Source organism: Listeria immobilis (assembly GCF_014322845.1).
In the GTDB taxonomy this organism is placed as follows: Bacteria; Bacillota; Bacilli; order Lactobacillales; family Listeriaceae; genus Listeria; species Listeria immobilis.
In genome coordinates this window covers 135,786-150,144 of record NZ_JAASUA010000006.1, presented here as the reverse complement: position 1 = coordinate 150,144, position 14,359 = coordinate 135,786, and the positions used below count along the sequence as shown (strand labels likewise).

General features: G+C 34.3%; 12 protein-coding genes. 11 read left to right on the top strand and 1 reads right to left on the bottom strand.

Annotated features, from left to right (window positions below; all coding sequences use genetic code 11):
- The first annotated feature begins 22 nt into the window (after positions 1-22).
- The 10 genes from HCJ45_RS09570 to HCJ45_RS09525 all read left to right on the top strand — a co-directional run bounded on the left by HCJ45_RS09570 (position 23) and on the right by HCJ45_RS09525 (position 11,444).
- The gene (locus tag HCJ45_RS09570; protein ID WP_187124650.1) at positions 23-1,474 is read left to right on the top strand and encodes a glycoside hydrolase family 1 protein; all 1,452 of its coding nucleotides are present in this window, start codon (positions 23-25) and stop codon (positions 1,472-1,474) included.
- Positions 1,475-1,537: 63 nt separating this feature from the next.
- Positions 1,538-3,436, top strand: a complete 1,899-nt coding sequence (locus tag HCJ45_RS09565; RefSeq protein ID WP_185346499.1) for a BglG family transcription antiterminator — start codon at positions 1,538-1,540, stop codon at positions 3,434-3,436.
- A gap of 277 nt (positions 3,437-3,713) precedes the next feature.
- Positions 3,714-5,285, top strand: a complete 1,572-nt coding sequence (abc-f, locus tag HCJ45_RS09560; protein WP_187124649.1) for a ribosomal protection-like ABC-F family protein — start codon at positions 3,714-3,716, stop codon at positions 5,283-5,285.
- Between the two features lie 161 nt (positions 5,286-5,446).
- Positions 5,447-6,472 carry a permease gene (locus HCJ45_RS09555; protein ID WP_187124648.1) on the top strand — a complete coding sequence of 342 codons (1,026 nt, stop codon included), beginning with the start codon at positions 5,447-5,449 and terminating at the stop codon, positions 6,470-6,472.
- A gap of 18 nt (positions 6,473-6,490) precedes the next feature.
- Entirely contained in the window at positions 6,491-7,330 is an 840-nt protein-coding gene (locus HCJ45_RS09550; RefSeq protein ID WP_185346493.1) for a TIGR03943 family putative permease subunit, read from the top strand.
- Between the two features lie 89 nt (positions 7,331-7,419).
- On the top strand, positions 7,420-8,340 hold the full coding sequence (coaA, locus tag HCJ45_RS09545) for a type I pantothenate kinase (RefSeq protein WP_187124647.1): 921 nt from the start codon (positions 7,420-7,422) through the stop codon (positions 8,338-8,340).
- 114 nt (positions 8,341-8,454) lie between these two features.
- Positions 8,455-9,177, top strand: a complete 723-nt coding sequence (locus HCJ45_RS09540; protein ID WP_187124646.1) for an ABC transporter ATP-binding protein — start codon at positions 8,455-8,457, stop codon at positions 9,175-9,177.
- Positions 9,177-10,292 (top strand): ABC transporter permease, encoded by a 1,116-nt coding sequence (locus tag HCJ45_RS09535; RefSeq protein ID WP_185397584.1) that lies wholly within the window; start codon positions 9,177-9,179, stop codon positions 10,290-10,292. Before HCJ45_RS09540 ends, HCJ45_RS09535 begins: the two co-directional genes overlap by 1 nt.
- Before the next feature lie 21 nt (positions 10,293-10,313).
- Entirely contained in the window at positions 10,314-10,970 is a 657-nt protein-coding gene (locus HCJ45_RS09530) for a TetR/AcrR family transcriptional regulator (protein ID WP_185346484.1), read from the top strand.
- A 54-nt stretch (positions 10,971-11,024) separates the two neighbouring features.
- Entirely contained in the window at positions 11,025-11,444 is a 420-nt protein-coding gene (locus HCJ45_RS09525) for a VOC family protein (RefSeq protein ID WP_187124645.1), read from the top strand.
- Positions 11,445-11,496: 52 nt separating this feature from the next.
- Here the strand turns inward: HCJ45_RS09525 and ltaS are convergent, their stop codons facing one another.
- Positions 11,497-13,461, bottom strand: coding sequence for a lipoteichoic acid synthase LtaS (gene ltaS / locus HCJ45_RS09520; protein WP_187124644.1), 1,965 nt, complete (start codon positions 13,459-13,461; stop codon positions 11,497-11,499).
- A 258-nt stretch (positions 13,462-13,719) separates the two neighbouring features.
- Here ltaS and HCJ45_RS09515 point away from each other — a divergent pair, with 258 nt between their 5' ends.
- Positions 13,720-14,343: a DNA-3-methyladenine glycosylase gene (locus HCJ45_RS09515; protein WP_187124643.1), complete on the top strand. Its 624-nt coding sequence runs from the start codon at positions 13,720-13,722 to the stop codon at positions 14,341-14,343.
- Positions 14,344-14,359: the final 16 nt, after the last annotated feature.

Sequence of the window (14,359 nt, the reverse complement as noted above, 5' to 3'; positions counted from 1 at the left end):
TGAAAAAATAGGAGGTACAACTATGTTTGAAAATTATAAATTTCCGAAAGATTTTCTTTGGGGAGGAGCAATTGCAGCCAATCAGGCAGAAGGAGCTTTTCAAGTAGATGGAAAAGGAATAAGTTTGGCAGATTTACACAAATACCACACGGATAAAACCAATGAAGAAATTAGTGAGGAGCAAATTAAAGGGGTTAGTTTAGCAGATATAAAAGCAAATATAGTCGATAAAACTAGTTATTATCCAAAACGCCACGGCATAGACTTTTACCATACTTACCCAGAAGATTTAGCCTTACTTGCAGAAATGGGCTTTAAAACATTCCGCACATCCATTGATTGGACACGAATTTTCCCAACTGGAGAAGAAGAGGAGCCTAATGAAGCCGGGTTGAAATTCTATGATGATTTAATTGATAAAATTATTGAACTGGGTATGGAACCAATTATTACTATGCTGCATTACGAAACACCTGTTGAGATTGTTTTAAAACATGGTGGCTGGCATAATCGCAAAGTAATTGATTTATTTGTTAAATACGGAAAAACCATATTAGATCGATATAGTAATAAAGTAAAATATTGGATTGTTATCAACCAAATTAATTTAATTCAATTTGAACCATTTAACTCAACAGCTATTCCAAATGATGCCGTGGATGATTATCCGTCAGCTACATATCAAGCCATCCACAACCAATTTGTTGCAAGTGCAAAAATTTATGAATATGGAAAAACAAAAAATCCTAATTTAATGATAGGAACGATGCTTGCCGATTGTACAGCGTATCCATATTCTTGTGAGCCAGACGATATTGTTCTAGCAATGAAACGCAATCGAATGGAATACTTCTTTGCAGATGTACAATTCCAAGGCGAATATCCACAATATGCACTTAATTATTTTGCTGAAAATGGAATAACAATAGACATTACCAAAGAAGACCAAGAAATTTTACGCAACAATACAATGGATTATTTAGCTATTTCATACTATTATTCTCAAATGGTAGACTCTAAGAAAAATGACTTAGATCCAGCATCCAGAACGCCAAATCCACACTTAAAAGCTAATCCTTGGGGCTGGGCAGTTGATCCAAAAGGCTTATATAACGCCCTATCACAATACTGGGATAGATACCATAAACCAATCATCATCGCCGAAAATGGTTTTGGAATGTATGACAAAGTAGAAAATGGCGAAGTAAATGACGATTACCGAATTGATTATCTAAAAGCACATTTACAAGAAATGAAACGAGCGATGTATGATGGTGTAGAAGTGATTGCATACTGTGCTTGGGGACCAATTGATATTGTAAGCTGTTCCTCTGCACAAATGGAAAAAAGATATGGCTTCATTTATGTTGATTTAGACAACGAAGGACATGGTACAGGCAAAAGACTTAAAAAGAAAAGTTTTTCATGGTATAAAAAAGTAATAGAGTCTAATGGGGAAGATTTAGAAGCATGATTTGATAAGGCCAGTTGTAACCCTCATACAACTGGCCTTATCTATATAGGGGGTACCGGAAAAATGGATACGCAAAAAGAAATACTAGCTTATTTGTCTAAACATACAAATAAGTGGGTTACCTCAAATGAGTTAGCAGATTTTTGTGAATGCACGACACGGACGATTCGTTTGAAAGTTGTTAAAATAAATGAAGCAAAACCAGATTTAATTAAATCGAATCAACAAGGCTACCAGCTAAATGAAAATGTAAAATTAGAATTACCAGTGGAAAATGACTCAACAGAGCGAAAATCGCTATTATTACTACAACTAATTAAAAATTCAACCAAAGGCGTTGATTTATTTGATCTCGCCGATATTTTATATATTTCAGAAGTTACTTTAAAAAAAGACATTCAGCAATTAAAAAAAGAACTTAAAGATGTAGATGTTCAAATCGTTATTAGTAAAAATAGAATTAAACTGCTTGGGAAAGAACGCGCCAAACGAAAATATATGATTTCCTTATTATATGAAGAAGGTGGCTACAAGGAAAGTATCAAAGGGCATATTCAAGAAATGATTGGAGCTATTTCTATTGATAAACTACAAAATATTGTCGGAGAAGTGCTAGCTAAGGAATCCATTACAACAAATCAGTACTCTATGATGAATATAGTTTTACATTATGCAATTAGTATGGTGCGCATTCAGCAAGGAAATACACTCATTGAAACCAAAAGTGCGCTAATAAAAAAAGCATCAAAAGAATATCAAATATCAAAGAAAATCGCTGGAATAATTTCCGAAGAATACCAACTAGATTTTTCTGAAGAAGAAATCAAACAATTAGCGCTACTTTATGTGGGATTACAAAATGAAAAATCAGCCAATGCCAATCAAGCAGAACTAGAAAAATTTGTTGATAGCAAAATTATTCGTGCTTTAGAAATAGCCCTTACCAATGTTTGGGAAACCTACTTAATTGATTTACAAAATGAACAGCTTTTTATTAAATTAGCCATTCATATCCAAAGTTTATATTACCGAGCTCGTTATAAAACCTATACAAGAAATTTAAGTTTGTTAGATATCAAAACTTCCTACCCAGTCACTTTTGATATTGCTGTGTATATTTCATCGGTACTACAAGAAAAATTGGATATTGACTTTAATGAAGATGAGATTTCCTTTATCGCCTTACATATTGGTTCCTTTTTAGAAAGTCAAAATCGGGATCATGTCAAATTGAAAATCGGATTACTGGCAGATGATTATCATGATTTACGAATGAATATGGTCAATAAATTACATGAACTATTTGAAAAAGAAGCAGAAATTAAAGTTATTAAAAAAGAAGTAGCCGCAAAAGATTTAGATATTTTACTTACAACTAATCGAGATATCGCTTTAGAAAAAGCAGGGTCTATTTTTATTCATCCATTGCTAACAAATAAAGACATTAAAAAAATCACTAGTAGAATTCACACGAAGCGACGAATTCTGGAAAATAATCAATTAGCCAAGCAAATCGACCGTTATATCGATAAATCACTTTATTCCAACCAAATAGATCCTTCCGAGCTGACCCCGGTAAAAATTAGACTTCAAATGGCAACTAAAATGGAAAAACGAGCTTTTGTGAATAAAGATTTCCATGAAAAAGTAGAAAAGCGCGAACAGATGGCACCAACTAGTTTTCCTTCAGGCATAGCAATTCCGCACTCTATCGAAAATGATGCCAAGAGAAGTGGTGTTTCAATTATGACCCTTCAAGAACCAATTTTTTGGAATGAAGTAGAGGTAAAATTAATAGCCCTCGTTGCTATCAGTAAAAAAGATGCTAATGAATTTAATGATTTTTTTGAGAAATTTGTTGAAATTGTCTCCGAACAGATTAATGCTAAAAGATTATCCATGGCAGAGAGCTTTGAGGAGTTTGTTCAAAAGTTAAAAATGATGATTGAAGAAAATGAATAGTGAAGAGCTGTGTTTTTATAGCATGGCTTTTTTCTATTGAAGAATTAATTAAAGTAGGCTATAATGAAACTATCAAACGAAAAGGAGTGTTATCTTAAGCCAATGAAATTCTAATCCTGCACTATATGAAAAAATGAAGAAAGCTATCACCAATAGGAGATAGAAACTATTTTTTTCGGACGGGATTCGTATGTTCATTTTGCATGATAACACAGCCAATAGTTTTTTTGGTTTATTTTGCGGATTCCTCTCTGAAATTTTCAGGAGGTTATTTTTTATGTCTATAATCGAAATTAATCAATTAAAAATAGAAGTAGCAGATCGAGAGCTAGTCACTATTCCACATCTGCTTGTAAATCGTAAAGCAAGAATAGGTATTATCGGTCATAACGGACTTGGTAAAACCACTCTTATGGAAGTAATCGCAGGTGTTAAAGAGCCGGCTGCTGGAGAAGTAACTGTTCAAGGAAGACTCGCCTATATTAAACAACTACCAACCGAAAAAAGCACAAAAAGCGGCGGTGAAAAAACAAGAAAAGCCATTCAACAGGCAATGCGTCAAAATCCTAGTGTTCTACTGGCAGACGAACCAACCAGTAACTTGGATGTGGAAAGCGTAAAACATTTAGAACGACAATGGGAAATCTTTCATGGAGCATTAATTATCATCTCCCATGATCGCGCCTTTTTAGATAGCCTTTGTACTGAAATATGGGAAATTAAAAATCAAAAAATCCAGGTATATAAAGGCAATTATCAGGCTTATTTAGAGCAAAGGAAACAACAAGAAAATCAAGCAGAACTGGCATACAAAGAATTTAAAAATAAAAAGAAACAACTAGAAGCCTCGCAAACCTATCATGAAGTTGAAGCTGGGCGAATTGTAAAACCCGGAAAACGACTGAATGCAAAAGAAGCAAGTGCCTTTAAAGCAGGAAAAGGAACACAACAAAAAAAACAACATAGCACCATTAAAGCGCTCGATAAACGAATTGAACGTCTTGGAAATGTTGAAAAACCACATAAAACCAAACCAATAAAAATCGTAACTCCAGAAAGTCGTATTATCAAAAAAGGAAATACCGTTTTAAGTGCCGCAGAAGCCACATATGAAATAGCTGGAAAGCAACTATTTACAACAACCGCTTTTTCTATAAAGGCAGGCGATAAAGTAGCGCTAATTGGTGACAATGCAAGTGGTAAAACAACTTTTCTAAGAGAAATTATTCAAGAAAATCCTAAACTAGTAAGTAATAATCAAGCAAAGATAGCCTATTTTGACCAAGAATTAAAAGGCTTAGATTTAACAAAATCACTTTTAGAAAATATTACTGATATGAGCGTTCAAAACAAACAAATTACAAAAGAAGTGCTTGGGAGTATGCACTTTAAAGAAGCAGATTGGCAAAAAGAAGTAAGGCTATTATCGGGTGGGGAACGAGTGAAGCTGCTTCTTAGTATGCTGCTTGTAAGTGATGCTAATTTTCTCATTCTTGATGAACCAACAAATTATTTGGACATTTTTGCGATGGAAGCATTGGAAACATTTATTCAAAATTTCACTGGGACAGTTCTTTTTGTTTCACATGATAGGACATTTGTAGAGCATGTAGCAGAACAGCTTCTAGTGATTGAAGCTGGCAAGATGAACTTTTACCGAATGAGTTTTGCAGAATACGAAGCTAGTAAAGCACCTAGCGATGTCACAGAAGAGGACAAGCTTATTCTTGAAATGCGAATGTCAGAAATCGCTGGTAAATTAATGCAGCCTAATTTAAAAGCCGAAGAGAAAACCCTACTAGAAAAAGATTATCAAGAAGTTATCGCCAAAAGAAAGCTATTCAATTGAATGGCTTTTTTTTGGCATTTAATAAATAGCTATAATGAATCATTTGGTAAATGGAACGAAAGCCGAATTAGTTAATGGGAACTTTCCTTTATGCTTGATTTCTTTAAAAGATAGGCTTAGAATCAAATAGTTATTAAAAGAGCAAAGAAAGAAGGAATCCCATGTTTAGTCATCTTCCGGATTCATTCCTACAAATGAACACGATTTTTATCTCAATTTTAATTGAAGCATTACCATTTGTGCTTATTGGAGTGTTTATTGCCGGATTTATTCAAATGTTTATTTCAGAAAAATTTATTGCACGTGTTATCCCTAAAAATAAATTTCTAGCAGTTATTGTTGGTTCATTAATTGGTGTTCTTTTTCCGTCTTGTGAATGCGGGATTGTCCCGATTGTACGTAATTTATTAGCAAAAGGAGTGCCGCTTCATGCGGGAATTGCTTTTATGCTCACAGCACCAATTATTAACCCTGTTGTGTTATTTTCAACCTATGTTGCATTTGGTAGTAGCTGGGAAGTTCCAATATTACGCGTTGTCGGCAGCCTTGTTGTTGCTTTAGTAGTTGGAAATATTATTGCTTATTTTTATAAAGGAACTGGACTAAAAGAGCGCTTTTTAAAATATGAAACAGCCAGTGAGAAGGTTGCGGTATCTTCCGGAAATATAGCTACTGCTGGAGCACCAACTGAAATCACTACAACACATTTTCAAGCTTTAGAAGCAGATACTAGCCATATGCATCACCACCATCATCATCACGGCGAAGAACATGTTCATGGAGAAATGTCAGTTAGCCAAAAAGTGTGGCATACAGTACAACATGCAGTAGATGAATTCTTTTCAGTTGGAAAATATTTAGTATTTGGTGCACTGTTAGCGGCCGCAATGCAAACGTATATAAAAACATCTACACTAGTATCCATTGGTCATGGTCCGATACTTTCTATTCTATTAATGATGGTACTCGCATTTGTACTCTCGCTATGTTCAGAGGCAGATGCATTTATCGCTGCATCATTTCGCAGTGTTTTCTCAACTCAATCTATCGTTGCCTTTTTAGTATTTGGACCAATGCTTGATATTAAAAATTTAATGATGATGTTAGGTGCTTTTAAAACGAAATTTGTCTTATTAATTGTTTCTAGTGTTACGATTGTTGTCTTTTTATATGCTTTGGTTATTTAAACGAAAGAAGGTGAGTAGATGTTTCGCGTTTTTATATTATTTGGCTTTGGATTTTACTTAATGCAGCTACATATTTCGGGTGATATTAGTAAATATATCAATATGAAGTATTCTTACTTATCGTTTTCTGCGATGATTGCTGCTTTTTTACTTGCACTCGTTCAATTGATTATGGTGTTTCGAGATGAAGATATTGGCACAAAAACAGAACATTTAGGGCATACCCATGAAGGTGAAAATACGATTTGGAAAAAAATACTTGTTTATGGGCTACTTTCCTATGCTTTAATTGCTGGATTTATGTTTCCAGTTGCGACGCTTGATTCAACGATTGTTTCCGCAAAAGGTTTTCATTTTCCAAAAAATAATGAGGCGGGGGATGATCCCTATGCCCAAAATCAATTTTTACGTCCCGATACAAGTGGTTACTTTGGTCAAACCGATTATGAAAAAATGATGGAAAAAGAAAAAGCGAGTATTATCAATCAAAATCCTATAAAAGTAACAGACAGTAATTATTTAATGACAATGGAAATTTTATACAATTATCCTGGAGAATTTGCAGGTAAAGAAATTGAATTTACTGGCTTTGTATATAATGATGATGTAACGAAAGACAATAAACTATTTTTATTCCGTTTTGGGATTATTCACTGTGTAGCAGATTCAGGTGTGTTTGGAATGCTAGTTCAAATGCCAGAAAAAACTAGCTACCCAAACGATACTTGGCTTTCTGTTAAGGGGACGATTACGCAGGAGTACTATGCACCTTTCAAAATGACTATCCCATCAGTGGATGTGTCATCTTTCAAAGAAATAGGTAAACCAAAATCCGTTTATGTCTACCGTAAATATTAAAATCGCTACTTGCGGATTTAATCAGCTTGCGTTATTCTTATATAAGGCTGTTTACGTTTTCACGAATGAATAAAAGGATGGACATGCAAATGAATGATTATAAGCACTACTTTCATTTCCAAAGAGAAGAATGGCGCAAGCTGGAAGTGAGTAAAGACCAAATTTTAACTGCGGAGGAATTGGAAGAAATTCGTGGTTTAAACGACCGAATTTCATTACAAGATATCTCTGAAATTTATTTACCGCTCATTAAATTGATAGCAATTCAATATCATGAAGCCATTTTTATTCACGGCGAAAAAATGGAATACTTAAAGAAAAAAGAATCGCGCGCACCTTTTATCATTGCACTAGCAGGGAGTGTTGCTGTTGGTAAAAGTACAACAGCACGTGTTTTTAAATTAATGCTAGATCGCTGGTTTTCTAAAACAAGACAAGTAGAATTAGTCACAACAGATGGTTTTTTATATCCTAATAAAGTTTTAGAACAACAAGGAATTATGAATAAAAAAGGATTTCCAGAAAGTTATGATCGTGAGCGTTTTTCTCGTTTTTTAACCGATTTAAAAGCCAATAAAGAGGACGTTGAGGTACCACTTTATTCGCATTTTACCTATGATGTGTTAGAAGAGACAAGAACATTACATAATCCTGATATTGTGATTATCGAAGGGATTAATGTTTTACAAGCGGATCAACATGAAAGTCTATTTCCAAGTGATTTTTTTGATTTCTCGGTTTATATGGATGCAGATGAAGAAGACATTAAGAAATGGTATTTAGAGCGTTTCTTTATGCTTCGTGAAACGGCTTTTCAAGATGAAAGTTCTTATTTCCATCCCTATACAAAAATTGACCAAAAAGAAGCGGAAAATTTTGCGCTAGATGTTTGGGATACCATCAATGGAGTCAACTTAAAAGAAAATATCGAAAAAACAAAGTATCGTGCGGATTTAGTTCTTCATAAGGGCGCAGATCACCTTATTTCCGATATATATTTACGAAAATAACCGAATGTAGTATTAGAGGGCAACTTCTAACTACATTCGGTTTTTCCTTTACTTTTTCAAAAAAGTACGTATAATACAAAGTGAGTAATCACTCATTTTTAAGGAGGGGAAATAATGACAGAAATAGCAATTAAAGTGACCAACCTAGATGTTCAAATTGGTAAAAAGCAAATTCTATCTAATATGTCACTTGAAATCAAAAAAGGTGAAATTTTTGGCTTAATTGGTCCATCCGGTGCTGGAAAGACAACGCTAGTAAAAACAATTATTGGTATGGAAAAAGCTACGACAGGACAAACAGAAGTATTAAATAAGGTGATGCCAAGTCTTCCTGTCATTAGTAAAATTGGTTATATGGCACAATCAGATGCGCTCTATACAGATTTAACAGCTAAAGAAAATCTCGATTTTTTCGCTTCACTTTATTCAATTAAAGGAAATACAAAGAAAGAGAGAATGAATTACGCCGCTGATTTAGTTAATTTGCAAGCAGATTTAACGAAAAAAGTGAGTAACTATTCAGGTGGAATGAAACGTCGACTTTCACTTGCTATTTCTGTGCTTGCTGACCCTGATGTACTTATATTAGATGAGCCGACTGTCGGAATTGATCCAGAATTACGCAAAAGTATTTGGGATGAACTTGGAGACCTTAAAGCAAATGGAAAATGTATCCTTGTAACGACACACGTGATGGATGAGGCCGAAAAGTGTGATCGCCTTGCAATGATAAGAAATGGAAAAATAATCGCTATTGGGACGCCTCAGGAGCTTTCAAGCAAAACCAAATCTGGTAAATTAGAAGATGCCTTTTTAGAATTTGGAGGGGAGAACTAATGCGTATTTTAGCTATTGTTAAACGGATTATTAACCAATTTCGACGGGATAAACGTACACTCGCTTTAATGTTTATTGCACCGCTCTTGCTAATCACATTGTTAACCTATTTATTTGAAGGCGATACGGTAAAACCAGTTGTAGGTGTTAGCGGTATTTCTGACTCAATGGTAAAAGAACTTAAAGCAAATGATTTAACCATTAAAAACTATCCAGAAAATACTTCTGCTAGTGATAAAATAAAAGATGCTGATTTAGACGCATTTTTCGAGCAAAACGGTGAGAAAATAAAAGTAACATATGAAAATAGCGAGCCTACCATTAGTAAGGAAATTGGCTTGAAATTACAAAAAACTTTAATGCAAGAGCAGCAACAACAAGTGAAAAGTCAGGCGAAAACAACCGGAGAAGCGTTGGCAAAAGCTGGCATAGATCCAAGTACAATTCCTTCTCTTTCAAGTGGACCTGAAAAATTAACCATTTCGACCGATTATGTATACGGAGATAAAGACACTAGTTTTTTTGATACTATAAGCCCTATTTTCATAGGATTTTTCGTCTTTTTCTTTGTATTTCTAATTGCCGGTATATCTTTCCTGCGGGAGAGAACAACTGGGACATTGGAAAGATTAATGGCAACACCAATCAAAAGAATAGAATTAGAACTAGGCTACTTGATTGGATTTGGGATTTTTGCTTTACTGCAATCTATTCTTGTTGCGGTATTTTCTATTCAAGTACTCGGAATGATGCAAAACGGTTCTTTATTCCATGTTTTATTAATTACACTTACACTTGGTCTGGTTTCGCTTGCACTAGGGATTCTGCTTTCGACATTTGCGAATAATGAGTTTCAAATCGTCCAATTTATACCGATTGTAATAGTACCTCAAATCTTGTTCTGTGGGATTTTCCCGTTAGATGGAATGGCAGATTGGTTAGTATGGATTGCCCACATTATGCCACTTTATTACGGAGCAGATGCATTAACAACTATCATGGTAAAAGGAGAAGGTTTTTCTTCCTTTGCGACAGATTTTTATATTTTACTTGGTTTTGTTCTCGTGTTTGTTGTATTAAATATTTTTGCGTTAAAAAAATATCGGAAAGTTTAATTAGAAAGGAAGCGATAGAAAGTGGATGCAGAAGGAGATATCTTGCGCCAAATGCTTGATTTAACTGAAAAAGAAACAAAAATGAGCGAGAAACAACGTCGTATAGTCGCGGCTTCAATTGAACTTTTTGCAGAAAAGGGCTATGCTGGAACATCGACGAACGAAATTGCTAAAAAAGCAGGCGTGGCTGAAGGAACGATTTTTAGGCATTATAAGACAAAAAAAGACTTACTTATGGCTATTACAATGCCGACTTTAATTGGAGGCGTTATTCCTTTTTTAGCACAAAGCTTTGTTAAAGAAGTTTTTGAAAGCGAATATCCAGATTTTCAGTCGTTCATTCGAGAAATCATTGTGAATCGCTTTGAATTTGCCAAAGAAAATGGAAAAGTTATTAAAATTTACTTTATGGAATTGTTTTATCATGATGAGCTTAGAGTCCAATTTTCCGAAATATTTATGACTCATGTGAAAGGGCAGTTTGATCAAATGATTGATTATTACAAAGAACGTGGCGAAATAGTTGATATGCCAAATAGTACAATTATGCGCGCCTTAATAACGAATATCGTTGGTTTTATGTTGACGAGATTTGTTGTTATGCCAGAAGCTAATTGGGATGATCCAAAAGAAATAGATGATACTGTTACGTATATTATGCATGGTTTGGGAAAATAGGATATAAGCACAAATATAAAAAATGAATTCTTTTTAGGGAAAGGGGGTTAATTAGTGAAACAATCCATCGTTCATATCGCTTTAGTTGTTAAAGATTATGATGAAGCTATTGCATTTTATACACAAAAGTTAAATTTTGAATTAGTGGAGGATACCTATCAACCAGAACAAGATAAAAGATGGGTCGTGGTATCGCCACCTAATTCCACAGGGACAACAATTTTACTTGCGAGAGCTTCTAAAGCAATACAAACTGATTTTATTGGTAATCAAGCAGGTGGTAGGGTCTTCTTGTTTTTAGGAACAGATGATTTTTACCGGGATTATAACGAAATGATAGAAAAAGGGATCGAGTTTGTAAGAGAGCCGAAAACGACAGAATACGGAGAAGTTGCAGTATTTAAGGATTTATATGGCAATTTATGGGATTTAGTTCAGTTTTCAGAAGGGCACTTGATGAATAAACGAATATAAAAAGTAATCCAATAAAATAAGCGAGTCCCGAATAATCAGGACTCGCTTATTTTTATTTATTTTCTTCTGAATCAGTTGTTTTTTTCTTATTGTAATTGTATTTACTTGGATCTACTTTTTTGAATCCTTCAGGAGCATAGAAACGTAATAAATCGCCTTGTAAGACCGAATCAGAAAGTTCTAGCTCTTTTGATACTTTTTCTTTCGTGTCTTTCATTTCTTGCGTCTCTGTTGCAATAGGTTCACCTGTTTGTTGATTATACATGTTACCACCAATCATGGAATAATTCGGAGTAATATAATCACCATTTCGGAAAGGAACTAATTGTTTATGATCTTCAGAAAGTAAGTCTGTACCAAATTGCAAGTATTCTTTATTATCAATTCCAAGTAAATGGAGTAACGTTGGTAGCAGATCCACTTGGCCACCATATTGTTCTTGAACGCCACCTTTTACACCAGGAGCGTGAATCATTAATGGGACACGTTGAGCTTGAGCATTTTCGAAAGTATTGTATTCTTTACCAAGGATTTTCGTCATAGCTTCTTCATGATTATCTGAAATACCATAATGGTCACCATACATAATAATTACCGAGTTATCATAAAGGCCTGATTGCTTCAAGTAATCTACAAAACTTTTCACTGATTCATCCAAGTAACGAGCTGTTTGGAAGTACGTATCCACTGAGGAATCACCAGTTGTAGCTGGCGCAATAGTTGCATCCTTCTCATCAATTGGATAAGGGAAGTGATTAGTTAGCGTAATAAATTTTGTATAGAATGGTTGCGGTAGGGAAGACAGGTATTCTTCCGACTCTTGGAAGAACGGCTTATCTTTTAATCCATAGTTAGAAACATCCGCCTCATTCATATCATAATAACTAGCATCAAAGAAATGATCATAACCAAATTGTTTATAAATTTCGTCACGATTCCAGAAGCTCTTATAGTTACCGTGGAAAACGGCACTAGTGTAGCCTTGTTGACCTAAAATAGCTGATGCTGATTCATATGTGTTTTGACCTTTTGTAGTAAAGGCAGAACCTTGAGCTAACCCATAAAGAGAATTCTCAAGCAACATTTCAGAATCGGCCGTCTTACCTTGTCCAGTTTGGTGGAAGAAGTTCGTAAAGCTTAGTGTATTTTGATCTTTAAAGAAAGAGTTAATAAACGGTGTGACTTCTTCGCCATTTAATTTATAATTCACTAAGAATTGTTGGAAACTTTCTAAATGAATATAAATAACGTTTTTGCCTTTTGCCTTACCATAATATTCTGGGTTTGGTGCGGCATATTTTGATTTCGTATAATTGAGTACTTCAGTTACATCGCTACTGTCAGCAAGTGCTCGCTGCGTGGATGATTCTGTACTTTTCACTGCATCATAAATTTGATAGTTAGTCATACCAAGATATTTTACAATGTAGTTTCTATCGAATGTTCTAGTTAATAATTGTGGACGATCAATTTCAGCTAATCCTAAGTTTGCAAAGAACATTGCAATACCAAGAGTTAGTACACCAACCACTTTTCTTGCGCGAATACGAGCGGATTTATCAGGTTTTACAAAGCGGAAAGCAAGTAGCGCAATTAATAGCACAATATCTACAAAGTAAATTATATCGTGCCAGCTAAGTAAAGCAGTGATACTACTACCCATATCACCCATGTTTTGCATTTGTTTTGGATTAAGATTCGGAAGTGTAATAAAATCACTAAAGAATCTGTAGTAAACTATGTTCGCGTAAAGAATAAAAGTCATTAGGAAATCAATAACGATAATCCAAATAAACGAACGACGTCCTTTAGCAAAAAGTGCAAGGCCAAGGAAAAATATAGCCCCACTTAAAGGATTTATAAACAGCAAAATTTGCTGCATAAGATTTTCAATACCTAATTTAAATTCCATTTGATATGCAATATACGTTTTTAGCCAATACAGAATGACGGCTAGAACAAAAAATCCATAATTCTTGCTTAAAAACGTTTGGATTTTTATTTTCCAATCCTTCATGAAACACCTCTCCTACACACTATTTACTCAATTTATTTGTTTTTTGAGAATGAAAAAAGAAGCTGTATATATTAAAAAATAATTCTTACCATACAGCACCCACTTTAACATAATTCTAACACAAGATTAATAAAAGGCAAGTTATAACATATCCGACTCAAGTATGAATTTAGCTGAAATAGACTGATTTTACTAGGTGTAAAAAGCCATTTTATAATGAATTTCTGTTAAAATAAGAAGAAAACATAGAGGTGAAAAATGAAACCGATTATTTCTAAAGATTTCTTTAAGAATAAAACAACAATCGAATTAGCACGAGATGTTCTTGGTTTGCGTTTAGTTCATCAAACATGCGATGGGATACTTTCGGGCTATATTGTCGAAACAGAAGCATATTTAGGAGCGACCGATATGGCAGCACACAGTTTTCAAAACCTTAAAACGAAGCGAACTGCTATTATGTTTCAATCTGCTGGTGCGATTTACATGTATCAAATGCACCGGCAAGTATTGCTTAATTTTATTACGATGAACGAAGGCATTCCAGAAGCTATTTTAATTCGAGCAATCGAACCAGATGAATTAGCCATACAGCGAATGGAGCAAAATAGACATGGAAAAACAGGTATAGAATTAACTAATGGTCCTGGGAAAATGACACAAGCGTTAGGATTAAGTATGCAAGATTATGGGAAAACACTTTTTAATAGCAATATTTGGTTGGAAGAAGCCAAAACACCACATTTAATAGAAGCAACTAATCGAATTGGTATACCAAATAAAGGTATTGCAACCTATTACCCGCTGCGATTTACTGTGAGTGGCAGCCCATATATTTCCGCTCAAAGAAAAAAATCTGTATCTGCTAAAATTTGGCAATAAATTTACAAATTTGTCA

What these genes read in the sequence shown, in the direction of transcription:
- HCJ45_RS09535 (WP_185397584.1), top strand. Translation starts at nt 9,177, where the DNA reads ATGCGTATTTTAGCTATTGTTAAACGGATTATTAACCAATTTCGACGG.
- coaA (WP_187124647.1), top strand. Translation starts at nt 7,420, where the DNA reads ATGAATGATTATAAGCACTACTTTCATTTCCAAAGAGAAGAATGGCGC.
- HCJ45_RS09570 (WP_187124650.1), top strand. Translation starts at nt 23, where the DNA reads ATGTTTGAAAATTATAAATTTCCGAAAGATTTTCTTTGGGGAGGAGCA.
- ltaS (WP_187124644.1), bottom strand. Translation starts at nt 13,461, where the DNA reads ATGAAGGATTGGAAAATAAAAATCCAAACGTTTTTAAGCAAGAATTAT.
- abc-f (WP_187124649.1), top strand. Translation starts at nt 3,714, where the DNA reads ATGTCTATAATCGAAATTAATCAATTAAAAATAGAAGTAGCAGATCGA.
- HCJ45_RS09550 (WP_185346493.1), top strand. Translation starts at nt 6,491, where the DNA reads ATGTTTCGCGTTTTTATATTATTTGGCTTTGGATTTTACTTAATGCAG.
- HCJ45_RS09555 (WP_187124648.1), top strand. Translation starts at nt 5,447, where the DNA reads ATGTTTAGTCATCTTCCGGATTCATTCCTACAAATGAACACGATTTTT.
- HCJ45_RS09515 (WP_187124643.1), top strand. Translation starts at nt 13,720, where the DNA reads ATGAAACCGATTATTTCTAAAGATTTCTTTAAGAATAAAACAACAATC.
- HCJ45_RS09540 (WP_187124646.1), top strand. Translation starts at nt 8,455, where the DNA reads ATGACAGAAATAGCAATTAAAGTGACCAACCTAGATGTTCAAATTGGT.
- HCJ45_RS09565 (WP_185346499.1), top strand. Translation starts at nt 1,538, where the DNA reads ATGGATACGCAAAAAGAAATACTAGCTTATTTGTCTAAACATACAAAT.